General features: G+C 70.3%; 23 protein-coding genes. 11 read left to right on the forward strand and 12 right to left on the reverse strand.

Annotated features, from left to right (window positions below):
- Nucleotides 1-11: 11 nt before the first annotated feature.
- The 3 genes from ACLFMI_RS07330 to ddaH are packed head-to-tail and all read right to left on the reverse strand — an operon-like array spanning nucleotide 12 to nucleotide 2,859.
- Entirely contained in the window at nucleotides 12-746 is a 735-nt protein-coding gene (locus ACLFMI_RS07330; protein ID WP_410946971.1) for a phosphoglyceromutase, read from the reverse strand.
- Between the two features lie 17 nt (nucleotides 747-763).
- Nucleotides 764-2,014 carry an ornithine--oxo-acid transaminase gene (rocD, locus tag ACLFMI_RS07335; RefSeq protein WP_410946972.1) on the reverse strand — a complete coding sequence of 417 codons (1,251 nt, stop codon included), beginning with the start codon at nucleotides 2,012-2,014 and terminating at the stop codon, nucleotides 764-766.
- Entirely contained in the window at nucleotides 2,014-2,859 is an 846-nt protein-coding gene (gene ddaH / locus ACLFMI_RS07340; RefSeq protein ID WP_410946973.1) for a dimethylargininase, read from the reverse strand. Before ddaH ends, rocD begins: the two co-directional genes overlap by 1 nt.
- 109 nt (nucleotides 2,860-2,968) lie before the next feature.
- On the opposite strand from ddaH, the gene ACLFMI_RS07345 reads away from it, so the two are divergent.
- A complete protein-coding gene (locus ACLFMI_RS07345; protein WP_410947104.1) occupies nucleotides 2,969-3,406 on the forward strand; it encodes an Lrp/AsnC family transcriptional regulator in 438 nt (145 codons plus the stop codon).
- A gap of 76 nt (nucleotides 3,407-3,482) precedes the next feature.
- Here the strand turns inward: ACLFMI_RS07345 and ACLFMI_RS07350 are convergent, their stop codons facing one another.
- A complete protein-coding gene (locus ACLFMI_RS07350) occupies nucleotides 3,483-4,253 on the reverse strand; it encodes a GntR family transcriptional regulator (RefSeq protein ID WP_410946974.1) in 771 nt (256 codons plus the stop codon).
- Between the two features lie 88 nt (nucleotides 4,254-4,341).
- Between ACLFMI_RS07350 and ACLFMI_RS07355 the strand changes: the two genes are divergently transcribed.
- Nucleotides 4,342-5,298, forward strand: a complete 957-nt coding sequence (locus tag ACLFMI_RS07355) for an NAD(P)/FAD-dependent oxidoreductase (RefSeq protein WP_410946975.1) — start codon at nucleotides 4,342-4,344, stop codon at nucleotides 5,296-5,298.
- Nucleotides 5,299-5,401: 103 nt separating this feature from the next.
- Complete coding sequence (gene cutA, locus ACLFMI_RS07360; RefSeq protein WP_410946976.1) at nucleotides 5,402-5,719, forward strand: divalent-cation tolerance protein CutA; 318 nt, start codon at nucleotides 5,402-5,404, stop codon at nucleotides 5,717-5,719.
- A 390-nt stretch (nucleotides 5,720-6,109) separates the two neighbouring features.
- On the opposite strand, the gene ACLFMI_RS07365 is transcribed toward cutA (ACLFMI_RS07360), so the two are convergent.
- Nucleotides 6,110-6,496 (reverse strand): hypothetical protein, encoded by a 387-nt coding sequence (locus tag ACLFMI_RS07365; protein ID WP_410946977.1) that lies wholly within the window; start codon nucleotides 6,494-6,496, stop codon nucleotides 6,110-6,112.
- A gap of 134 nt (nucleotides 6,497-6,630) precedes the next feature.
- Here ACLFMI_RS07365 and ACLFMI_RS07370 point away from each other — a divergent pair, with 134 nt between their 5' ends.
- The 3 genes from ACLFMI_RS07370 (at nucleotide 6,631) to ACLFMI_RS07380 (ending at nucleotide 9,985) form a co-directional block, all read left to right on the forward strand.
- Nucleotides 6,631-7,188: a GrpB family protein gene (locus tag ACLFMI_RS07370; RefSeq protein ID WP_410946978.1), complete on the forward strand. Its 558-nt coding sequence runs from the start codon at nucleotides 6,631-6,633 to the stop codon at nucleotides 7,186-7,188.
- 405 nt (nucleotides 7,189-7,593) lie between these two features.
- On the forward strand, nucleotides 7,594-8,349 hold the full coding sequence (locus tag ACLFMI_RS07375; RefSeq protein ID WP_410946979.1) for a tyrosine-protein phosphatase: 756 nt from the start codon (nucleotides 7,594-7,596) through the stop codon (nucleotides 8,347-8,349).
- 418 nt (nucleotides 8,350-8,767) lie between these two features.
- Complete coding sequence (locus ACLFMI_RS07380; RefSeq protein ID WP_410946980.1) at nucleotides 8,768-9,985, forward strand: MFS transporter; 1,218 nt, start codon at nucleotides 8,768-8,770, stop codon at nucleotides 9,983-9,985.
- Nucleotides 9,986-10,239: 254 nt separating this feature from the next.
- Here ACLFMI_RS07380 and ACLFMI_RS07385 read toward each other — a convergent pair whose 3' ends face one another.
- Nucleotides 10,240-10,533 carry a protein-tyrosine phosphatase family protein gene (locus ACLFMI_RS07385; RefSeq protein ID WP_410946981.1) on the reverse strand — a complete coding sequence of 98 codons (294 nt, stop codon included), beginning with the start codon at nucleotides 10,531-10,533 and terminating at the stop codon, nucleotides 10,240-10,242.
- A gap of 310 nt (nucleotides 10,534-10,843) precedes the next feature.
- On the opposite strand from ACLFMI_RS07385, the gene ACLFMI_RS07390 reads away from it, so the two are divergent.
- Entirely contained in the window at nucleotides 10,844-11,293 is a 450-nt protein-coding gene (locus ACLFMI_RS07390; protein ID WP_410946982.1) for an SRPBCC family protein, read from the forward strand.
- 212 nt (nucleotides 11,294-11,505) lie between these two features.
- Here ACLFMI_RS07390 and ACLFMI_RS07395 read toward each other — a convergent pair whose 3' ends face one another.
- Nucleotides 11,506-12,207 carry a TetR/AcrR family transcriptional regulator gene (locus ACLFMI_RS07395; protein ID WP_410946983.1) on the reverse strand — a complete coding sequence of 234 codons (702 nt, stop codon included), beginning with the start codon at nucleotides 12,205-12,207 and terminating at the stop codon, nucleotides 11,506-11,508.
- Nucleotides 12,208-12,263: 56 nt separating this feature from the next.
- On the opposite strand from ACLFMI_RS07395, the gene ACLFMI_RS07400 reads away from it, so the two are divergent.
- On the forward strand, nucleotides 12,264-13,748 hold the full coding sequence (locus tag ACLFMI_RS07400; RefSeq protein WP_410946984.1) for an MFS transporter: 1,485 nt from the start codon (nucleotides 12,264-12,266) through the stop codon (nucleotides 13,746-13,748).
- Nucleotides 13,745-14,659 carry a nucleotidyltransferase domain-containing protein gene (locus ACLFMI_RS07405; protein ID WP_410946985.1) on the forward strand — a complete coding sequence of 305 codons (915 nt, stop codon included), beginning with the start codon at nucleotides 13,745-13,747 and terminating at the stop codon, nucleotides 14,657-14,659. The genes ACLFMI_RS07400 and ACLFMI_RS07405 overlap by 4 nt, the downstream gene beginning before the upstream one ends.
- A 285-nt stretch (nucleotides 14,660-14,944) precedes the next feature.
- Here the strand turns inward: ACLFMI_RS07405 and ACLFMI_RS07410 are convergent, their stop codons facing one another.
- On the reverse strand, nucleotides 14,945-15,280 hold the full coding sequence (locus ACLFMI_RS07410) for a DUF4288 domain-containing protein (protein ID WP_410946986.1): 336 nt from the start codon (nucleotides 15,278-15,280) through the stop codon (nucleotides 14,945-14,947).
- 223 nt (nucleotides 15,281-15,503) lie between these two features.
- Nucleotides 15,504-15,755 carry a hypothetical protein gene (locus ACLFMI_RS07415; protein ID WP_410946987.1) on the reverse strand — a complete coding sequence of 84 codons (252 nt, stop codon included), beginning with the start codon at nucleotides 15,753-15,755 and terminating at the stop codon, nucleotides 15,504-15,506.
- Between the two features lie 347 nt (nucleotides 15,756-16,102).
- Between ACLFMI_RS07415 and ACLFMI_RS07420 the strand changes: the two genes are divergently transcribed.
- Nucleotides 16,103-17,281 (forward strand): cytochrome P450, encoded by a 1,179-nt coding sequence (locus ACLFMI_RS07420; protein ID WP_410947105.1) that lies wholly within the window; start codon nucleotides 16,103-16,105, stop codon nucleotides 17,279-17,281.
- Between the two features lie 142 nt (nucleotides 17,282-17,423).
- On the opposite strand, the gene ACLFMI_RS07425 is transcribed toward ACLFMI_RS07420, so the two are convergent.
- From ACLFMI_RS07425 to ACLFMI_RS07435, 3 genes are all read right to left on the reverse strand, one after another.
- Nucleotides 17,424-18,215, reverse strand: a complete 792-nt coding sequence (locus ACLFMI_RS07425; RefSeq protein WP_410946988.1) for a phytanoyl-CoA dioxygenase family protein — start codon at nucleotides 18,213-18,215, stop codon at nucleotides 17,424-17,426.
- A 132-nt stretch (nucleotides 18,216-18,347) separates the two neighbouring features.
- Nucleotides 18,348-18,686, reverse strand: coding sequence for a divalent-cation tolerance protein CutA (cutA, locus tag ACLFMI_RS07430; RefSeq protein ID WP_410946989.1), 339 nt, complete (start codon nucleotides 18,684-18,686; stop codon nucleotides 18,348-18,350).
- Nucleotides 18,683-19,303 carry a helix-turn-helix transcriptional regulator gene (locus tag ACLFMI_RS07435; protein WP_410946990.1) on the reverse strand — a complete coding sequence of 207 codons (621 nt, stop codon included), beginning with the start codon at nucleotides 19,301-19,303 and terminating at the stop codon, nucleotides 18,683-18,685. Before ACLFMI_RS07435 ends, cutA (ACLFMI_RS07430) begins: the two co-directional genes overlap by 4 nt.
- A 148-nt stretch (nucleotides 19,304-19,451) precedes the next feature.
- Between ACLFMI_RS07435 and ACLFMI_RS07440 the strand changes: the two genes are divergently transcribed.
- A complete protein-coding gene (locus tag ACLFMI_RS07440) occupies nucleotides 19,452-19,877 on the forward strand; it encodes a plasmid replication, integration and excision activator (protein ID WP_410946991.1) in 426 nt (141 codons plus the stop codon).
- Nucleotides 19,878-19,997 lie beyond the last annotated feature (120 nt).

Here is a 19,997-nt window from a genome sequence, read left to right on the forward strand (position 1 = left end):
GCAAGCCTCGCTCAGCGACCCTGGCTGGCCACCCCGGCGATGGCCTCCTCGGCGGCGGTCGGGTCGAGGTAGCGGCCGCCCGGGTTCAGGGGCGTGAGGGTCTCGTCGAGGTCGTAGACCAGCGGGATGCCGGTGGGGATGTTGAGTCCGGCGATGTCGTCGTCGGAGATCCCGTCGAGATACTTGACCAGCGCGCGCAGCGAGTTGCCGTGCGCGGCGAGCAGCACCGTCCTCCCGTCCCGCAGGTCGGGCACGACGGCGTCCTCCCAGTACGGCAGGAACCGGGCGACGACGTCGGCCAGGCACTCGGTCAGCGGGGCGTCGACGCCGGCGTAGCGCGGGTCCGCGTCCTGGGAGAACTCGCTCCCCTTCTCGATGGGCGGCGGCGGGGTGTCGTAGGAGCGGCGCCAGAGCATGAACTGCTCCTCGCCGTAGGCCTCCATGGTCTGACGCTTGTCCTTGCCCTGCAGCGCGCCGTAGTGCCGCTCGTTGAGCCGCCAGTCCCGCTTGACCGGGATCCAGTGCCGGTCGGCGGCGTCCAGCGCGATGTTCGCGGTGGAGATGGCGCGCCGCAGCAGCGAGGTGTGCACGACGTCCGGCGCGACGCCGCTCTCGGCCAGCAGCTCGCCGCCCCGGCGGGCCTCCCATTCACCCTGTTCGGAGAGCGGGACGTCCACCCACCCGGTGAACAGGTTCTTCGCGTTCCAGTCGCTCTGGCCGTGGCGCAGCAGTACGAGGGTCGGCATGGCCGACACCCTGCCAGCTACCCGCGGGCCAGGTCCGCCAGTACTCCCGCGAACGTGTCCACCAGCACGTCCAGCTCGTCCCGGGTGATCACCAGCGGTGGCGAGAGGCGCACGGTGGCACCGTGGGTCTCCTTGGCCAGCACCCCGCGCCGGGCCAGCTCCACGCACACGTCGCGTCCGGTGCCGAGGGCCGGGTCGACGTCGCAGCCGAACCACAGCCCGGCCCCGCGGACCGCGGTGAGCCCGGGGAGCGCGCGCAGCCGCTCGCCCAGGTGCTCCCCCAGCTGGCGGGCCGCCGCCTGGTACTCGCCGGTGGCCAGCAACCCGCAGACCGCCGACCCGACGGCCGCCGCCAACGGGTTCCCGCCGAAGGCGGAACCGTGCTCACCGGGGCGCAGCACGCCGAGCACGTCCGCACGCCCGACCACCGCGCTGAGGGGCAGGATCCCGCCGCCGAGCGCCTTGCCCAGGGTGTAGAGGTCGGCCCGGACGCCCTCGGTGTCGCTGCGCAGGGTGGCGCCGGTGCGGCCGAGCCCGGACTGGATCTCGTCGCAGACCAGCAGCACGCCCCGCTCGGCGGTGATCCGGCGGACCTCGGCCAGGTAGCCGGCCGGCGGGACGACCACGCCGGCCTCGCCCTGCACCGGCTCGATCAGCACCGCGACGGTGTCGGCGGTGAGCGCGGCTGCCAGCGCGGCGGCGTCGCCGTAGGGGACGCGGTCGAAGCCGGGCGTGAAGGGACCGAACCCGTCCCGGGCGGACGGGTCGTCGGAGAACGAGACGACGGTGGTGGTGCGGCCGTGGAAGTTGCCGCCGGCCACGACCACCCGCGCCCGGCCGTCCGGCACGCCGCGCACCCGGTACCCCCAGGCCCGGGCGACCTTGATCGCACTCTCGACGGCCTCGGCGCCGGTGTTCATCGGCAGCACGGCCTCGGTTCCGGTGAGCGCGGCGAGGTCGCGCTGGAAGGCGGGCAGCCGGTCGTTGTGGAACGCCCGCGCCGTCAGGGTCAGCGCATCCAGCTGGCGGTGCGCGACCTCGGTGAGCACCGGGTGCCGGTGCCCGAAGTTCAGCGCGGAGTAGCCGGCCAGGGCGTCGAGGTAGTGGTTCCCGTCGACGTCGGTGACCCGGGCACCCTCGCCGGAGCTCAGCACGACCGGCAGCGGGGCGTAGTTGGCGGCCCCGTACCGCTCGGCGAGGGCGATCTGCTCGCCGGTGCCGGTGCGCGCGGTGGGCCCGGTGGACCCGGCGGGGACGACTGCGGTCATCACGGCTCCCGGAGTTCGAGGGTGCAGCACTTGATCCCGCCGCCGCCGCGGCGGAGCTCGGAGGTGTCGACGCCGACCGTGCCGAACCCGCGCTCGGCCAGGTCCGCGGCGAACTTCTCGGCCTGCGGCGCGTGCACGACGGTGCGGCCGTCGGAGAAGCAGTTGAGGCCGAGTACCGCGGCGTCGGCCTCGGAGGCGATCACGGCGTCCGGGAAGCGGAAGCGCAGCACCTCCTGCGAGGCGTCGTCGAAGGCGGCGGGCAGGTAGGCGACCGAGCCGGGACCGCCGGCCGGGTCGAGCACCGCGAACGCGGTGTCCAGGTGGTAGTAGCGCGGGTCGACCAGCCGCAGCCCGACGACCTCGCGCCCGAGGACCCGGGCGGCCTCGGCGTGCGCGGCCGGTTCGGTGCGGAAGCCGTATCCGGCGTAGACCGTGTCCCCGACGAGCAGCAGGTCGCCCTCGCCCTCGTTCACCGCCTGCGCCTCGCGCACCGTGAACCCGGCGGTGCGGAACCAGTCGGCGTAGGCCGGGCCCTCGCCGGCACGCTCGGCGTGCCGGAACCGTGCGGTGTAGGCGATCCCGTCGACGACGGTGCCCCCGTTCGCGGCGTAGACCATGTCCGGCAGGCCGGACACCGGGTCGATCAGGCGCACCCGGAACCCGAGGTCGCGGTAGACGTCGTACAGGTTCTCCCACTGCCGCAGCGCCAGCGCGGTGTCGGTGCGCTGCTCCGGCCGCATCCAGGGGTTGATCCGGTAGGACACGGTGAAGTAGGTGGGACGGCACAGGAGCACCTGCGGTGCCCGTGAGTGCCTGTCGCGGTCCTGGCCCTGGTATCCACTCACGAGCACATGGTGCCGCGCAGGGAGCGTGCGTTTCCCGGATCCGGGAGCGCGATCGGCGCGTACTTCACCGTTCCGACGCCCGGTACTAGCGTGATGCGCCGTGGACGGGATCGACGCGACCGACCGACGGCTGCTGGACCTGCTGCGCGTCGACGGCCGGGCGGGCTGGGCCGAGCTCGGCGAGCGGGTCGGTCTCTCGGCGTCCGCGGTGCGCCGCCGGGTGGACCGGCTGAGCGCCCGCGGGGTGATCACCGGGTTCACCGTGCAGGTCGACCCGGACGCCGAGACCGGCCCGGGCGTGGAGGCCTACGTCGAGCTGTTCTGCCGCGGCACCGTGGCCCCCGGCGAGCTGCAGCGGATGCTCTCCGCGGTCCCCGAGGTCGTCAGCGCCGGGACGATCACCGGCGAGGCGGACGCGATCGTGCACCTGCGCTCGCGTGACGTCCGCGCCCTGGAGGACGCCCTGGAGCGGCTGCGGATGGCGGCCAACGTCGACCACACCCGCTCCGCCGTCGTGCTCTCCCGGCTGGTGCACCGATCTGCTTGAACACCCCGGAACCAGACCCGCGTCGTGGAGCCATGATGCAGGAGGGAGGGAGGGAGGGAGGGAGTGGGCGCCGGGGTCAGGAAGAAGGGGGGTCGGCCATGTCGACCTGGTAGCCGGTGCTGGCCGAGAACCGCGCGGTCACCGAGAACCGGTCGCCGCGGACCAGGGTGTGCCGCCACTCCACCGGCCGCCCGCCGGACAGGCCGAGCCGTTCGATGGACAGGGCCGCGACGCCGTCGTCGATGCCGAGCAGCTCCCGCTCACCGCGACCGGGCAGCACGGCCTTGATGTTCTCGTCCCCGCCGTCCACCCGGATCCCGCAGCGGCGCCGGTACTCCGGGTAGAGGCCGGTGTGCGTGAAGTCGACGTCGAGCAGCGGCGCCGCGAGCTGCTCCGGGAGCCAGACCCGGTCGACCGCGAGCGGCTCGGCGTCGGCCAGGCGCAGCCGTTCCAGGTGCACCAGCGGGGTCGACTCCTCCAGGCCGAGCCGGGCGGCGATCACCCCGTCGGCGCGCACCTCGAAGATCCGCACCACGCTGCGCTGGGTCCGCCCGGCCGCCTCGACGGCGACGTAGAGCGAGTACGGCTCGTCGAGCGGCTGCTCGATCTCCGCCCGGCCGACCGGCCGGGCCACCCGCCCGCGCCCCGCGACGACAGCGCCGTCCGCCCGCATCCGGCGCAGCGCCTCGCGCACGGTATGCCGGCTGACCCCGTACTCGGCCGCGAGCGCGAACTCGCCGGGTAGCGCGGTGGCGAACTCGCCGTCGTCGAGCCGGCGGCGCAAGTCGGCCAGCAGCTGCTGCCACAGCGGCGTCCCCGCCCCGCGGGTCAGCGCCCGTCCCGTCATCCGACCCTCCCGGCGTGTCGTGATCACCGTAGGTCCCGCCCCACGCCACCGGGCGAGCACCCGGGTGCCGGCTGGGACGATCGGCACCGTGAGCGTCGATCGCCGGGCCGTGGTGGTGGGAGCCGGGATCGCGGGGCTGAGCTGCGCGATCCGGCTGCACGAGCGGGACTGGTCGGTGCGGGTGCTGACCGCCGCACCGGTCGAGGAGTCGACCTCGCACCTGGCGGCGGCGGTGTGGTTCCCGACCCGCGCCGGGCCCCGGGACCGGGTGCTGGACTGGGGCCGGCGGACGTACGACGAGCTGGCCGCGCAGGCCCGGGCCGGGGTCCCCGGCGTCGTCATGCGGGAGAGCCTGGCCCTGCACCGGGAGCCGCCGGAGCCGCAGTGGTGGGCCGCCGCCGTCGGCGAGGTCCGCCCGGCCCGGCCCGACGAGCTCCCACCCGGCTACCCGCACGGCCTGCGGTTCGCGGTCCCGCTGGTGGAGATGCCGGTGCACCTGCCGTGGCTGGCCGCCGACGCGCAGCGCCGCGGGATCGTCCTGGAACGACGCCGGGTGGCCTCGCTCGCCGAGGCGGGCGCCGGGGCGGACCTGGTGGTGAACTGCTCCGGGCTGGGAGCCCGCACCCTGGTCGGCGACCTGTCCGTGACGCCGGTGCGCGGCCGGATCGTCCGGGTGTCCAACCCCGGGCAGGCGCTGTCGGTCCGGGACGAGGCGCATCCGGCCGGGCGGGCGTACGTGCATCCGCGCGAGCACGACTGCGTTCTCGGCGGCACCCTCGAGGACGACGCCTGGGACACCACCCCGGACACGGTGGCCGGCGCCGCGATCGTCGAACGGTGCCTCGACATCGCCCCGGCCCTGCGCGACGCCGTGGTGCTCGAACACCTCGCCGGCCTGCGCCCGGCCCGGCCGCAGGTACGGCTGGAGGCCGAGGAGGCGACCGCGGACCGTCCCCGGGTGATCCACGACTACGGCCACGGGGGTTCCGGCGTCACGCTGTCCTGGGGCTGCGCGGACGACGTCGCCGCGCTCGCCGGCGACTGAGGCAGCGGACGGTTGTCCACAAGCGTTCCACATGTGGAGGACACGGTGACGAAAACTCCCGCACCCGGCCGACGACGGCGCCGGGCTGGTTAGCGTGTCGGCCATGAGCGAGCACGTCGTCGTCCTGACCACCACTGACAGCGAGCGCGCCGCGGCGGACCTGGCCGCGGCGGCCGTGGATGCCCGGCTCGCCGCCTGTGCGCAGGTGGTCGGGCCGCTCACCAGCGTGTTCCGCTGGGAGGGCGCGGTCCGGACCGAACCGGAGTGGCGGGTGGAGCTCAAGACCGCCGCGGACCGGGTCGAGGCGCTGACCGCGCACCTGCGCGAACGGCACTCCTACGACGTCCCGGAGATCATCGCGACGCCGATCGCCGGTGGCAGCGCCGACTACCTGGCCTGGCTGACCGACGAGACCCGTTGATGTGAACCGGCACCCCGAGGACAGGCACCCGAACTCGGCGGGCTGACCCGGGCGGAGGGCTCGCGGGCCCGGGCCGGTCGCAGAATCGTTCCAGAACCCCGACGGCGGGATGGTCTGGGACCACCCGGACCACGGTGAGCTGTACACCGGGCCGGGTTCCTGGGCCGTCCTGCCCCGTTCCGGCGAGCACTCCGACCTGATCGACCAGCTCGAGTTCGACATCATCACGCTGGGACGAGGCCGCGATGGCCCGTTACGTCGCCGACGTCCACGGGCTCGTCCCGGAGGCACTGACCCTGCTCGGCCTGTCCCCGGTCTCCGTCCCCCGGCAACGGCCGTGGAACGCGACGGTGGCGGGCTGTTCCGAGCCAGCCTGCCGGCAGCCGCGGATCACGCGCACGGCGGAGGGCTGGTCGCAGCCGGCACGAACGTGACCGGCGCGGCCAGCCCCGGCGCGTCGAAACGCCACCGATCGGTGGCGATCCAGGTCGCCGTCCCGTCCGTGTAGCCGTCGTAACTCCCGGTGCCGTCCGGGTTCGGCGTGGAGAGCGGCACAGGGGCCGGGTTCACGGCCTTCCACTCTCGACCGTCCACGTTGGCGGTACGCACCCCGCAGTGCGTCAGGAGGCTCACCGGTTCGGTACGCCCGGGCATGGCCGGAGCGGGGTCCTCGGGCGACGCGACCCGGATCGAGCCGGAACAGCCCGCGAGCGCGATCCCTGCGGCGATCACGGCGAGCAGCACGCGCACCTGCATCGTGTTCCAGCCCCGCCGCACGCAACCGAACGTACTCGTTCCGTACGGGTCCCGTGAGCGCTGCAGCGATCGCTTGTCCGAGCGTCCGGCACGCATTCGACACCGGCGAAGGCGAGCGCTCGTGCCGTCTCCAGCGATGTGCCACCGTCGAGAGGGTGACGAGCCGGCACGAGTCTGCGCCGGCGTGGGCGTACGAGCCCGTCCGTGTCGTCGAGCCGGACCCTCGTTGGCCGGCCCTGGCCCAGCGCTATGCCCGCGAGGTGGATGCCCTCCTGGGGGACCGACTGGCCGGCCCGGTCCTGCATGTCGGTTCGACTGCCATCCCCGGCCTTCCAGCGAAACCGATCATCGACCTCCAGGCCGTCGCGACGGAGCCCGCACAGGTCATCGTCGAAGCACGGGAGGCGCTGTCATCCGCACACTGGCATGTCGTGCCACGAGAGCTGGATCAGCGTCCGTGGCGCTGGTTCGTCGTCCGCTCCGACGACTGCGCGAAGCATCGGCTCGCACACCTACACCTGATGACGGTGGGTGAGCCCCGGTGGCATGAGCAGATCGCGTTCCGGGACAGGCTCCGTGCGTCGGAAGAGCTTGCTCGCGAGTACGCCCGTCTCAAGGCGAGCGCCGCAGCCCGGCATGGGGACGACCGGGAGGCCTACGCCCGGGCCAAGTTCGACTTCGTTCACCGGGTGCTCGGCCCCCGGCACGGATGAACCGGTTCACAGTGAGCTACCAAGACGGCCCTGACCTGCGACCCGGATCACGGACGCACCCGCCCACGTCCGCGTACCGTCCCGCACCCCTCACAGACGACGGGCCGGCGCCGTCCCCCGGGATCCGCAGGTCACGGCGCCGTCCCGGCTCGTCGATCAGGTCAGGCCGAGGTCGTCTCCCGGGCCCGCAGGTCCTTGCGCAGGATCTTTGACGTTGCGCCTCGAACGACCTCTCACCAGGCGAAACGAGTGCAAGTCGACGGGTCAAGCCAAGCACCGTTCCGTATCGGTCCCGTCGTGCACGCTTTTCCAAGTCTGCTGTCAAGCGTTCAGCGGGTGCTGGCCGAGCCTACGACGGTAGTCGGACGGTTGACCTCCCGGCTGCGCCTGAGAAGCTGACGCCTGATGGACAGGTTTGTAGCGTGGGAAGGTTTCGCCAACGCTCGTGACCTCGGATTCCTTCCACGGGTCGATGGTGGCGCCACGACTCCGAGTCGAGTTGTCAGGTCTGGCACGCTGGCTTTCGTCACGGAGGCTGGCTGGGGCTCGGCAGTGTCAGCGGGCGTTCGGACCATCATCGACCTGCGAAATGATCACGAGGTCGGCCGCATCCGGGATGCGGCCCTCGCTCGATCTCGAAAGGGTGTGTTCCCGCCGCCGTCTGCTCCACCTCCCGAGCTGCAGCGGGTTCGGGTACCGATCGACGACACGGAGGACGTCGAGTTCTGGCAGGAGATCCGGACCGCGGGGCTCGACGGGACGCCCCTGTACGTCGGCCCCTTCATTCGACGGAAGGCGCGCCAATGCGCAGAGGCTGTACGTGCGATCGCGGCCGCCGAGGCCGGTGGGGTGATCTTCCACTGCCAGGCTGGGCGTGACAGGACCGGCATTGTTGCGCTGTTGATGCTAAGCCTGGCCGGTGTCGAGCCGTCCGCCATCGCGGCCGACTACGCCTTGAGTGGACCGGCGCTGACTCCCCTCTTCGCGAGCCTCGGCATGCCGGACCAGACCGATCTGATTGACGAGATGCTCCGTCAACACGGGACAACGACATCTGAGGCAATCATGGACGTGCTCCACGGCCTGGACGTGACTGAGCTGCTCCGGAACGGTGGTCTCAGCGATGACGAGTTGGGAGCTGCGCGGTCGCGCCTGGTGTAGCAGAAGAGGCGGCACCCAGCCCGCCAACTTGATGAGCGCGCTACCCACGAAGCAGCACGACCGGCTCAATGGCCGAGGCGACCACGTGTGGTGCCGGATCTACAGTGAGCTGTCATACCGGCGCTGACCTGCAGTGAAGCAACCGACCCCCTGTCTGCGTCCGCGTATAGTCCGCGGACCGCACCGACGGGGGTTGTGGCCACTCCTCCCCGTCCCCTCGTCCTGGCCGCATTGCTCGTCGTGGTGGCGGGGGCAAGGGTGGCGTAGCCATCGCGAAGCGACGCCGCAGGCGCCCTTGCGGCCGGCGCCGCGGCGTGGAGAATCCTCGGCCGAGGGGGCCAGGACTGCTCACGATAGACACGAAGAGTGGCGATTCAGGCGTCACGGAACTGGTTCGACGCCGACGACCTTTCGATGTTTGACTGCCTCCGACGACCGCAACCGCCGCATCGCGAGGAGGCCCATGCAGGGCCCGGTAAGAGCGTCCCACTTGTTGGGAGTCGGCGCCTTCGCAGTAGGGACTTGCGAACTAGTGCTCGCAGGGCTGTTGCCGGAGCTGGGAAGTTCGCTCGGCGTATCCGTGGCGACCGCGGGTCAGGTCGTGACGGTTTTCGGGGTGACTGCAGCTCTTGCCGGACCGGTCCTCGCGGCATTCAGCGTTCGCTGGGCTCGCCGCCAGGTCTTGCTTCTAGCACTCGGTCTTTACCTCGTCGGGACCGCGCTGAGCGCGGCCGCTGGCACGTTCGGTCTCCTGCTCGGCGCGCAAGTGCTAGCTGCGTGCGGAGCCGGCCTGTTTCTGCCGACGGCTACCGTGACCGCTGCGACTCTTGAAGAACCGGAGCGACGCGGTAGAGCTGTCGCCATCGTCACAACGGGTATGACTGTGGCGATCGCTGTCGGCGCCCCCCTTGGAACGGCACTCGCGGCCATCGCTGGTTGGCGGGCCGTCATGCTCGTGCTGACTGGACTCGCCCTCCTCGTCGCCGTCGCGGTCCTCGCGTGGATCCCGCCGGTTCAGGCCGCACCCGATGAGCTGGCTGGACTCCGCGAGCGGCTGAAACCGCTCATCGACCGTCGCGTGCTTGCCCTTCTCGCGACGACGTTGGTGGCCTTCACCGCCATCTACATCCCGTATACCTACATCTCGGTAGTGACTGAGGGTGCGACCGGCGGCGACGGCCTCAAGCTGGCAAGCATCCTCGTCGTACTCGGCGTCGCGGGAATCGCTGGAAACCTGCTGGCCGGGCGCCTGGCTGACCGCGTCGGCGGACGGCCTGTCGTCGCAGGCTCACTGATCGGCCTCGTTGTCGTCTTCTTATTGACTCCGTACTGGAGCATGAGCCTTCCGGCAGCCCTGGTGGCCGCAGCCGCGTATGGGGTGATCGGATTCGGGGTGAGCGCTCCCCAGACGTATCGAATCCTGAGTTTGGGAGGTCAGGCGTCGCTGTCAGTCGCGCTCAACGGTGCGGCGCTGTACCTCGCGATCTCGCTGTCCGGGCTCCTCGGTGCCGCAGTCATCACTACGCTGGACGTCGGATGGCTTGGTGTGATTGCGGCCGTCACCGCCGCTGTTGCCCTCGTGCTGTCCGAACTGGCGCAGCGCGTGGCCATCCGGTCGGGAGCGAGGGCCGGGTAGCTGGCCTTCGGCGGCCGCGAACGGGCCGGAGGTGTAGTGAGCGAGCCGCCGGAGGCCGGCGTGGCCGGCCCCGCGCCGCCGGAGGCGGCGCGCTTGATCCTCAAGAGGCAGATTCGGCAAGCTGCGCCGTACCTACACGCCGTACCTACGGCGTCGCCGTGTCCCGATCGTTCGGCGCAACCGGCGCGTAGGCCTGGCGACCCACGCCGACAGCATCGCGCTTCGTCAACGACGCGATCACCGCGCACGAGTGGTTACGGGCGGGGCGCAGTGAACCGCACGACGAACTTCTTCTGCCACGGCGTCTCCACCGCTCGCGCTGAGTAGTGCGACCGGACATAGGCAACGGCATCGCTGCTGGACAGACCGTCGGCGATCGCCAGGCACGCCAGCGCCGTCCCGGTCCGGCCCTGTCCGCCACCACACGCGAACTCCACGCGCTCGTCCCCAGCCCGATCCAGGGCTTCGAGCAAGCTGTTGTCGAACGCGGTTCGGTCGGACGGGAGCCGGAAGTCCGGCCACTTCACCCAGCGACTGTCCCACTCCATCGCGGGCGGCTTCTTGCCCAGGAGATATACCCCGAAACTCGGCTCATCGCCTCCAGGGCGAGGTTTGCGAAGCCCGCGGCCCCGTACGGTCCGCCCCGAGGGCAACCTCATGACGCCGGGCTGTCCATCGATCCACGTGCTCATCGTTCGCCGCCCCTTCACCCTTTCGCGGCTCAAACTTCTGCACGCTACTAGTTGGCGGTACTCACTCACCACATGAGCCGCTCCGGGTGCGCAAGGAGATCAGCTGGCGCCCTGGCCAGCGCGAGGGTGGTGAGGGCGTCCTTAGTTTAGAGGTACTCTTTCACCCATGGTCACAGTGACGGTGCACGAGACGATCGCCTGCCGTCCCGAGGACGTCCTGGACTTCGTGATGGACATCGAGCGTTACGCCGAGGTGGACACGAAGATCAGCCCGGTGCTCTGGTCCCGGCGCGACGGCGACGTCGTCGAGTTCGCCTGCCGGCCGAAGTTGGCCGGTCTCCGACAGCCCACAGTGGTTCAGCACGTGCGCCGATCTTCTGGCCGGGTCGACATCACGCTGGCGCCTCCACCGCGCAACCGTCTCGCCCACGCCGTCGCGGAGTTCGCAGCGCACTTCGTGTGTGTCCCAACCGACGAGGGCGCCCAAGTGACACGCACCCTGACGTTCCGGTTCAGCCCGGTTGTGCGCTGGCTGCTCGAGCCGTGGTTCCGCCGCCGCCTTCCCACCGAAGTCGGCGAGGAGATTCGGTTGGCCAAGGCGCACCTCGAACGGTGATCGATTACCCATACTTGGGCTTCGCGCTGCGCTGAGCCGATAGAGCGTCGGCAGGAGATCGCCTCCCGGGCGCGACCTCACCTGCTGCTCCTCGACGAGGCGACCTCGGCACTCGGCGAGGCCAATGAGCGGGCTCTAGGTGGCTCATCGAGCATGGAGCCGGTGTGTCGGGCGACAACGAGGGCGCGTCGAGTCGTGTCGCTGGCCATCGTCTACGACAGTTGAGCCTGCAGGCCGCGCAGGAGCGCGTCCATCGCTCGCTCGAACTGTTCAGGCCACCCATCGGCCCCGGATTCCGGGAGCGCGGCAAGGGCCGGATAGCGATCGGCGTGGGCACGCAGGTGGTGGTGCATGGCTCGGCGGGCGTCGGTCTCGCCGTCATGGTCCCAGGCGCTCTCGGCGGCGACGGTACCGATCACCAGGTTGCTGACGGCGGCCGCGGCTGCGGTGAGTGCGGGCCCTGCGAATCCGGCACGCTGCAGGCTGGCGTAGACCAACTCGGACCGTTCCAGCGCTTGCGGACCGAGCAGCGGCCGGGACGCGGCGAGCGCCCCGGACCAGGGATGACGCAGCAACGCCTGGCGAAGGCCGCGCATGAATTCAGCAACGTCGTCACTCCAATCCCGTGCCGGTGGTCCCGGTTCGGCGATCTCGCCGAAGACCGCGTCCACGGCAAGGTCGAGCAGGTCATCACGGCTGGCCACATGCCAGTACAGCGAGGTTGCGTGCACGCCCAGCCGGCCCGCGAGCGTTCGCAAGCTCAATGCAGCGGGGCCGCCCTCGTCGAGCAACGCCACCGTGGCGCACGCGATGGCGTCTCGGTCGAGGCTGCCGCGCGCCCGGGCAGGCGGGCGTGACCGCAGCCAGATCGCCCCCGGCATGGGTGGCTCGGAGTCGGCCTTCTTTGGACTCACCCCTGCAGTGTAGGTCCCGGTGTGATAGTCCTATGACGCAGGACTACGGAGGTTGTATGAGGCAGGGCGCCGAAGCCGCAGAAGACGGACACCCCCGCCGGTGGTGGATCCTTGTAGCGATCTGCGCATCGCTGTTGATCATCGTCGTGGACAACACCGTGTTGTCGGTGGCGCTACCAGCGATCGCGGAGGCGTTCAGCGCCGGCACCGCCACGCTGCAGGCAGTCGTCGACGCCTACGTGGTGGTCTTCGCGGGGCTGCTGGTCGCAGCCGGAGTCGCGGCCGACCGGTTCGGGCGGAAACGTGTGCTGATGATCGGGCTGCTGATCTTCGCCGTCGCGTCGGCGCTCGCCGGGCTGGCCGGAACGGCGACCGTGCTGATCGCCGCCCGCGCCGTGATGGGGATCGGTGCGGCGTTGGTCATGCCCGCGACGCTGGCGGTGCTGGTGCAGGTTTTCCCGGAGCGGGAGCGACCCCGTGCGTTCGCGGTGTGGGCCGCGGTGGCGGCGGTGGCGATGGCCGCAGGCCCGGTGCTGGGTGGCCTGCTGGTCGAGCTCTGGTCGTGGGCCGGTGTGTTCTGGATCAACGTGCCGCTCGCCCTCGGCGCAGTGGTCGTGGTCGCCGCCCTGACTCCCGAGTCCCGCGACCTCCAGGCCGGCCGCCTGGATGCCGCCTCCGCGACTCTGATCACCGTCGGAACCGGCGAGCTGGTCCTGACCGTGCTCGTGCTCGGCGAGAGCGGACCACCCGTCGTCTCCCTCGGTGCCGGGCTGGCCGCGGTACTCGGGCTGGGCTGGTTCGCTCGACGTCAGCTGCACCTGCCGGACCCGCTGGTCGAGTTCGCCCTCTACCGCGACCCGCGGTTCGCCGGGGGCAGCGTCGCCGCGACCGTCCTGACGCTCGGCACCGGGAGTGCACTGTTCGTGCTGACCCAATATCTCCAGCTCGTCCGGGGCCAGACGGCACTGGCGGCCGGAGCGGCACTGGCCCCGCTCGCCGTCGGCATCGTGATCGGCTCGACGGCCGGAGGCCGCGCTCCGGACCGGATCGGGCTGCGTGCCTGCATCGTCGTCGGGTTCGCATCGGTGACCGCCGGGTTCGCGCTCCTCGCCGCGCTCGGACCGGCCAGTACCTACCTGCACGTCGGTGTCGGGTTGGCTCTGCTCGGCCTCGGCACCGGGTTCTCCAGCCCGTCGGTAACCACCGTCGTTCTCGGCGCGGTCCCGCGTCACCGGGCCGGGATGGGCTCCGCGCTGCACGACACGCACCAGCAGCTCGGGATCGCGCTCGGCGTCGCGGTGATCGGCGCCCTCCTGACCACGATCTACCGTGGCGGGCTCCGGGCGCGGACCGGCGTCGACGACGGCTCGCTCGCCACCACCCTGCTGCGTGACGACCCAGAACTCGCCCGGGCCGGTACGGCCGCCTTCCTCACCGCGCAGTCGACGACCATGCTCGCCGCCGCCGGTTGCGCAGCCACTGGTGCAGTAATCGCAGCACTGGCCCTCGGTCGTGCCCGCTTACCGCAGTCGACATTGTGACCGCACTACTCGCCGATGCCGCGGGGGCAAGGCGGCTCACGCGCAGCGCGCTCGCCTGGCTACTGCCGTTCCGGCGTCTGCCCCACACGATCTGCCTGGCCGGGAAGGCGGGACGAGCCCGAGAGAACGCGTTTGACAGCCGACCGAGGATCGGCGACGTGTCTGTTATCAACATACTCGTACCGAAGCTTGCTGATCTTCCCGGTGTCGTCGCCGTGGCACTCGGCGGCAGCCGGGCCCGCGGTACCCACCGGCCGGACAGCGACTGGGACATCGGCGTCTACTACCGCGGCAGTTTCGACGCCCAGGTACTCGCCGATCTGGGCTTCGACGGACACGTGGTACAGCCCGGTGGCTGGGGACGGATCATCAACGGCGGCGCCTGGATCTCCGTCGACGGGCAGCCCGTCGACCTGCTGCTCCGCGATCTCGACGTCATCGACGGCTGGCATGACGAGGCCGAACACGGCCGATTCGAGATCGACAACGTCGAAGGTCACCTCGCCGGTCTACCCACCTACACATCGTTGGGCGAGATCAGTGTGAACCGTGTCCTGGCCGGTCAGCTGCCCGCGGTCGACTATCCGGCGGCCCTGCGCACCGCGGCCGAGGCGAGATGGCGGTGGAACGCCGCGTTCTCGCTACTGTTCGCTGAGCAGTACGCCGAACACGGAGATCGTGTCCTGGCGCTGGGGATGATGGCACGCGCCACGGTGCAGGCTGCGCACGCGATCGAAGCCGGCCGAGGCGAATGGGTCCTCAACGAGAAGCGCCTCGTCGACGGCGCCGGGCTCGGCGCGGCTCACGAACTCCTCGGAGCCGGCAAACGCGACCTGCCAGCCGCGTTGAAGGACCTTCGGACGCTCCTCGACCCGCCGCGCTTGGACGAACTCAGCGCACACGACACCTGATGACAGCACCCTCAGCTGGCGAGGACGCGAAGATACCGTTCTCGACTACTGCCGCTTGGTCTGCTCGCGGATCCAGGCGAGATGGGCCGGGCTGTCGTCGTGGATCGGCCGGGCGCTGATACTGGGAGCGAGCGCACGGGTGCGCGTCCCTTGCCCGCTCGACGATGGCCGGGCGCAGACACGGGCGGAACACACGCTCACCGCCCTGGCGGCCCCGGCGGGCATTTCGGTGGTCCCTCGCCCTGCCGTCGATCGAGGCCACGGGCCACGCACTCGAGCGTTCGGTCAGAGCGGGTCGCCGTCGAGCTGGGGCTCGAACTGCCGGTACGCCGTGATGCTGCGGAAGTGGCGGCTGTAGAGGTCGGCCGTCGTGGTCAGGTCGTCGTTGAGCCCAGGAGCGACGTCGACGACGTGCAGGAGGCGATCCGTGATCGTCTCGCCCATGGCGTTCTCGTAGGAGACCTCCGCTTGGCGGCCGTGTCGTTCCGCTTCGGACTGGGCGTCGACGAGTGACGGAGCCCAGAGCACGACCACGTCCTCGCGGTAGAGCGGCCGGTAGCTCGCGGCCGGCGATGTCGACTCGAACAGGAGGACGGCGACGAACATCTGCTGGTCGGTCATGTCCGCATCGTCGCCTGACCATCGCCGGCTGACATCCGGCCGAACCCGGAGTCGAGCGGGGGTTCGCCGATGCCGCGGACTCGCCCTGCCGCGCTCGTCTCACTCCGGGTACGGCATTTTGCGTCGTAAGCTGCTCTGCGGTGGCGAGCGTGCACGCAGCGACCGCCGGGCCGGCAGGAGAGGCGGACAGCAGATCGCGCAGTAGGGCGCCCGGCGCGACGACTCAGCGTGGCCCGCGCTCGATGCGCACCTGCTCCAGCAGCTCAGGGTACTGCTCGGCAGCCTCGTCGTCGTCGAGTGACCAGTGGGCCGAGCTCCACGGGATCGGGCACGGCGATGCGTGGAGAGGATCGGGGCAGAGGAGCAGTTGGATGCGATCGACGAGTTCTCGCGCCTGTTCCGGGCTGCAGTACACCCCGAAACGGATCTCCCAGACCTGCTCAGCAGCGCTCGACATGTCAGTGCCATCGCTCACGTGACGAAGTCTGACGGGCGCGGCCGTACGGAACCTCGGGGATGGCCCCGAACCCGGATTGCGGGTTGCCCCCACGAACTCGGCGTCGACCTGCGTGCTCACGAGGCGATGCGGAAGGTCCTGCCGCACGCCGGGACCATGCAGAGTCGGGTCAGCTGTTGTTGACCCAGACACGTTGCGACGCCGCCGATCGACCGTGGCCGATGCTCTGCGTGTTCTCGATCCGGACATCGTTACGCGGACCGCGAAAAGGCTTGGAGGAGTCCGCGCTGCGATGCTGGGCTGGGATGTGGCAGCGGAGGCGAGTGGCCGGGCCTGCTCGGCAGGCGACAGGGAGTTGGGGGCGCATGACCGCGATTGATAGTTGGGTGGACTCGGCCGGTGGCTGGTTGAACAACAGCCCGGCCTCGACGCCGGTCCACTACGACGACGCCAGCCAGGTGTGGAACGTCTACGGCTACGCCGAGGCGCTGACCGTTCTCGGCGATCCGGTGACCTTCTCGTCCGACACCACGCGCATCTTCTCGCACGCGGACGAGTTCGCCCCCGGCGACCTTGTCCGGGTGGACCCGCCGGATCACAGCAAGCTGCGCAAGCTTGTCAGCCGGGCGTTCACCCCGAAGGCCATCGCCGGGCTGGAACCGCGCATCGAACAGGTGACCGGCGAACTGCTCGACGCCGTCGACGATCCGTCACGCCTAGAGCTGGTCAACGACCTCGCCTACCCGCTGCCGATGATCGTCATCGCCGAACTGCTCGGTGTACCCGCCAGCGACCGGGAGATGTTCAAACAGCGGGTCGACGCCATGTTCGACAGCGACCAGCAACTGTCCCCCTCGTCGGCCGAACAGCAACAGCGCCAGCTCGAGGAGTCCATGCGCCAGGTCCGTCACCTCACCGACTACCTGGGCGAACACGTCGAGCACCGGCGACGGAACCCGCAAGAAGACCTGATCACCCGCCTCGTCGAGGCAGAGGTGGACGGCGAACGGCTCAGCCATACCGAGGTGGCGAACTTCGCGGTGCTGCTGTTGATCGCCGGCCACATCACCACGACGATGCTGATCGGCAACACCGTGCTGTGCTGGGACGCGCACCCGCAACACCACGCACTCGCCCGGGCCGACCGCAGCACTGTGCCCGCGATGATCGAGGAATCGCTACGACTCCTGAGCCCGTTCGCCTCCCTCGGGCGGGTCACCACCACCGAGACCGAACTCGGCGGGCAGCCGATCCCCGCCGATCAGCTGGTCATGGTCTGGATCGGCGCGGCGAACCGGGACCCGCACCAGTTCTCGAGCCCGGACGTGTTCGACCCGACGCGGGATCCGAACCCGCACCTCGGCTTCGGGCGGGGCATCCACTTCTGCATCGGAGCACCCCTGGCACGGCTGGAAGGCCGGGTCGCGTTGAACCAGCTGCTGGACCGCTTCCCGAAACTCGCCGTCGACCCGGACCAGCCGCCCGAGTTCCAACCCAACCCGAACATGACCGGCGCCCGGAAACTCGTCCTGCACACGACCTGACCTGGGCCGTGCCCGATCGCGGACCACGGCTAGTCGAGCGACCGCTGAGCCAATACCCTGGTTCAAGACGCAGCATTCGGCCACTGGTGGGGACAGCATCGTCGCCACGTTGCAGGGCATAGCGATAAGTGATCGGCTCATATCAGCGGCTGCCCTGGTCCAGGCCATGGCGCACTGCGATCTCGACCGGGGAAGAGCCCCGTTCGTCGCGGTCGAAGTCGAGGTCGCCGGTCGGTTCCAGCGGTGGCTGGGCGATGAATCGAACGCCGCTTCCGTGGTGAGGCTGGGCACCGTGGATCAGAAACGGGTGGCACAGGTACACATCACCAGCCCGTCCTGTGGCGAGCGTTTCCGGTCGGTGCTGGGAGGCTCGCACGGCCTCCTGACACAGCGCCATCCACTCCCGACCGGCGTCGCCGCTCGGTGCCAGCAACGGCACTACGTCCCGGTGCGAGCCGATGCGGATCCGGGTCGGGGCATCGTCCGGGCCGATGTCGGAGAACAGGAACAGCATCAACAGCGCGCGGCCGCGGGAGCGCAGGTTCACTCGCCCCTCGTCCTGGGCACCGGCGAAACTGGCATCCAGGTGCCAACCCGCGTCACCCGGATCGTCCGGGTGTGGAAACCGGATGGGAAAGGTCCCCAATCCTGGTGGGGCGACCCAACGTCCCGTCCCGACGAGCTGGTCGTAGGCACCGTGCAGCGTCGCTGTGTTGGCCGCGCGCACAAACGGTTCCTCGGCGCAGCTGTCGATCCGCACGACCGGCTGCGTCCACGTACGGGGATCGTCGGGGTCCAGACCGATCTTGTGCCACAGAATCGCACGGCACTCGTCGGCCACTGGACGAGGAAACGCCCCCGGTACGTGGACGAAGCCATCCTGGATAAAGCGAGCGACCTGGTCATCGCTCAGAGCAGACATCGCTGCGATCACCTCCGCAGCGATCGTCCTTGAGTCCCGGTCACTCGGCGACAGATTTCTCGCCCGGCCTGATCGCTGGACCACACTACAAGCCGCCCCTGACTGCGACTGCGCGCCGAACCTCGACGAACCGGGCAGTGCCACCTACTGCGGCTCGGTCTGCTCACGGATCCAGGCGAGATAGGTTGGGCTTCCGTCGTGGATCGGGCGGGCGCTTATGCTGGGAACGTCATAGGGATGCGCATCCGTCGCCCGCTCGACGATGGCCGGGATGAGACTCCGGCGAGTGTGGAGTGCTGCGCGGCCCTCGGTCCGATCGTGAACCTCACCGACCCAGCGGTAGGTCGACTCGACGGGCGCGAAGTTGTGCACGTTGGACGCGAGCCGCTCCGAGACGAGGCTGCGGGTGAAGTCGCGCAACCAGTCCGGATCGGGTGCGGTGATCACGACCTCGCACAGCTCGACGTCGTCGGAAGCGCTCACGGTGTGATCCCTCGTGCGGCGATGAGGCCGGTCATGCTCTGTTCGGAGTCGTCTCGGGTCTTACCCATCGTGGCCCATCCGGTCATGACCTGGTCGTCGTAGCCGAGCCCGACCCACCGGCCGGTGAACTCGATGCCGTGCGGATGCATTGCGAGAAACATCGTCCCCTTGGAGCGGACGGCGCCGTCGGCGGCGGCATACCAACCTGTGAGGACCTGGTTGTCCCACAGGCGTAGCTCACCGGTCCACAGGTAGCCGCCCTCGTTCTGGCTGAGGCCGCGTTGGGTGGCGGCGATGTGGACCAGGTCGCCCTCTTGGCGCATGTGCACGGGCTGGGTCGCGATCTTCTCTACGCCCTCGCGGGTGGTCTGCCAGGACGCCCACCAGTCGCCGGTCAGCGTGACCCGCCCCGGGGTGCGGCCTGCCAGCTCGGTCACCGAAACGCCGAGTGCGTCGGCGATGGTCAGGGCGACCGACAGCAGGGGTTGTTGCTCGCCGGCTTCGTAGCGGCGGACCTGCCGGGTGTCGACGCCGGCCACGCGCGCCAGGTCGGCCTGCGACATGCCGAGATCCGCTCGGCGTCGGCGGATCACTTCGCCCATTTCCACGGTGCCCATCCTCGGAGGACTTGCTAGTCCTTGACAAGCGGACTAGTTCGCCTCATTGTAGGTCTAGTTAGTCCCCTGTAGGGGCGGATAAGACCGCCCTTGCCGGACTGACCTCGGCGGACCGGACGGCCCGCCGCTCAGCCCGAGGAGAAGCAACATGGCGATCAAGAACAAGTTCCCCGTCGCGATGGGCGACGTGTTCCCGCACGGCGCGTTCGTCGTCTCGGAGGTCGAGCCGGTGCGGGACTTCGACAAGTCCGCTCCGGGCCGGCCGGTGCAGCAGAACGACAAGGAGTCCGGTCTGCCGGTGTGGTCGGTGTCGGTGCTCGACGCTGATCCGGAGGCGCGGCGGGCGGACAAGACGGTGACGGTGAAGATCGCCGCCACTCATCAGCCGGTGCCGCCGGAGGCTGCGGCCGGGTTGCCGTTCCGCCCGGTGGAGTTCGACGGACTGACCGTGACCCCGTACGTGCAGGAGAACGGGAGCCGGCCGCGGGTGGCCTACAGCTTCCGCGCGGCCGGGATGCGCGCTCCGGCCCATCAGCGTCCGGCGTCGAGCCAGAAGAACCAGGAGGCGGCCTGACCAGCACACTTTCCGGCCGCCGCATGTAGGTGGAGGGAAGCCCGCGGCAACGGGCTTCCCTCCGGATCTCCCTCACCCCTCGCCGTAGCCAGGCACAGAGTTCGGAAGGACACCGACCCT

The sequence above is a fragment of the Pseudonocardia nantongensis genome (assembly GCF_046546495.1).
In the GTDB taxonomy this organism is placed as follows: domain Bacteria; phylum Actinomycetota; class Actinomycetes; order Mycobacteriales; family Pseudonocardiaceae; genus Pseudonocardia; species Pseudonocardia nantongensis.

Coding starts and splice junctions, on each gene's coding strand:
- ACLFMI_RS07330 (WP_410946971.1), bottom strand. CDS start 746: ATGCCGACCCTCGTACTGCTGCGCCACGGCCAGAGCGACTGGAACGCG.
- rocD (WP_410946972.1), bottom strand. CDS start 2,014: ATGACCGCAGTCGTCCCCGCCGGGTCCACCGGGCCCACCGCGCGCACC.
- ACLFMI_RS07350 (WP_410946974.1), bottom strand. CDS start 4,253: ATGACGGGACGGGCGCTGACCCGCGGGGCGGGGACGCCGCTGTGGCAG.
- cutA (WP_410946976.1), top strand. CDS start 5,402: ATGAGCGAGCACGTCGTCGTCCTGACCACCACTGACAGCGAGCGCGCC.
- ACLFMI_RS07375 (WP_410946979.1), top strand. CDS start 7,594: ATGGACAGGTTTGTAGCGTGGGAAGGTTTCGCCAACGCTCGTGACCTC.
- ACLFMI_RS07385 (WP_410946981.1), bottom strand. CDS start 10,533: ATGGAGTGGGACAGTCGCTGGGTGAAGTGGCCGGACTTCCGGCTCCCG.
- ACLFMI_RS07390 (WP_410946982.1), top strand. CDS start 10,844: ATGGTCACAGTGACGGTGCACGAGACGATCGCCTGCCGTCCCGAGGAC.
- ACLFMI_RS07400 (WP_410946984.1), top strand. CDS start 12,264: ATGAGGCAGGGCGCCGAAGCCGCAGAAGACGGACACCCCCGCCGGTGG.
- ACLFMI_RS07410 (WP_410946986.1), bottom strand. CDS start 15,280: ATGACCGACCAGCAGATGTTCGTCGCCGTCCTCCTGTTCGAGTCGACA.
- ACLFMI_RS07420 (WP_410947105.1), top strand. CDS start 16,103: ATGACCGCGATTGATAGTTGGGTGGACTCGGCCGGTGGCTGGTTGAAC.
- ACLFMI_RS07435 (WP_410946990.1), bottom strand. CDS start 19,303: ATGGGCACCGTGGAAATGGGCGAAGTGATCCGCCGACGCCGAGCGGAT.
- ACLFMI_RS07440 (WP_410946991.1), top strand. CDS start 19,452: ATGGCGATCAAGAACAAGTTCCCCGTCGCGATGGGCGACGTGTTCCCG.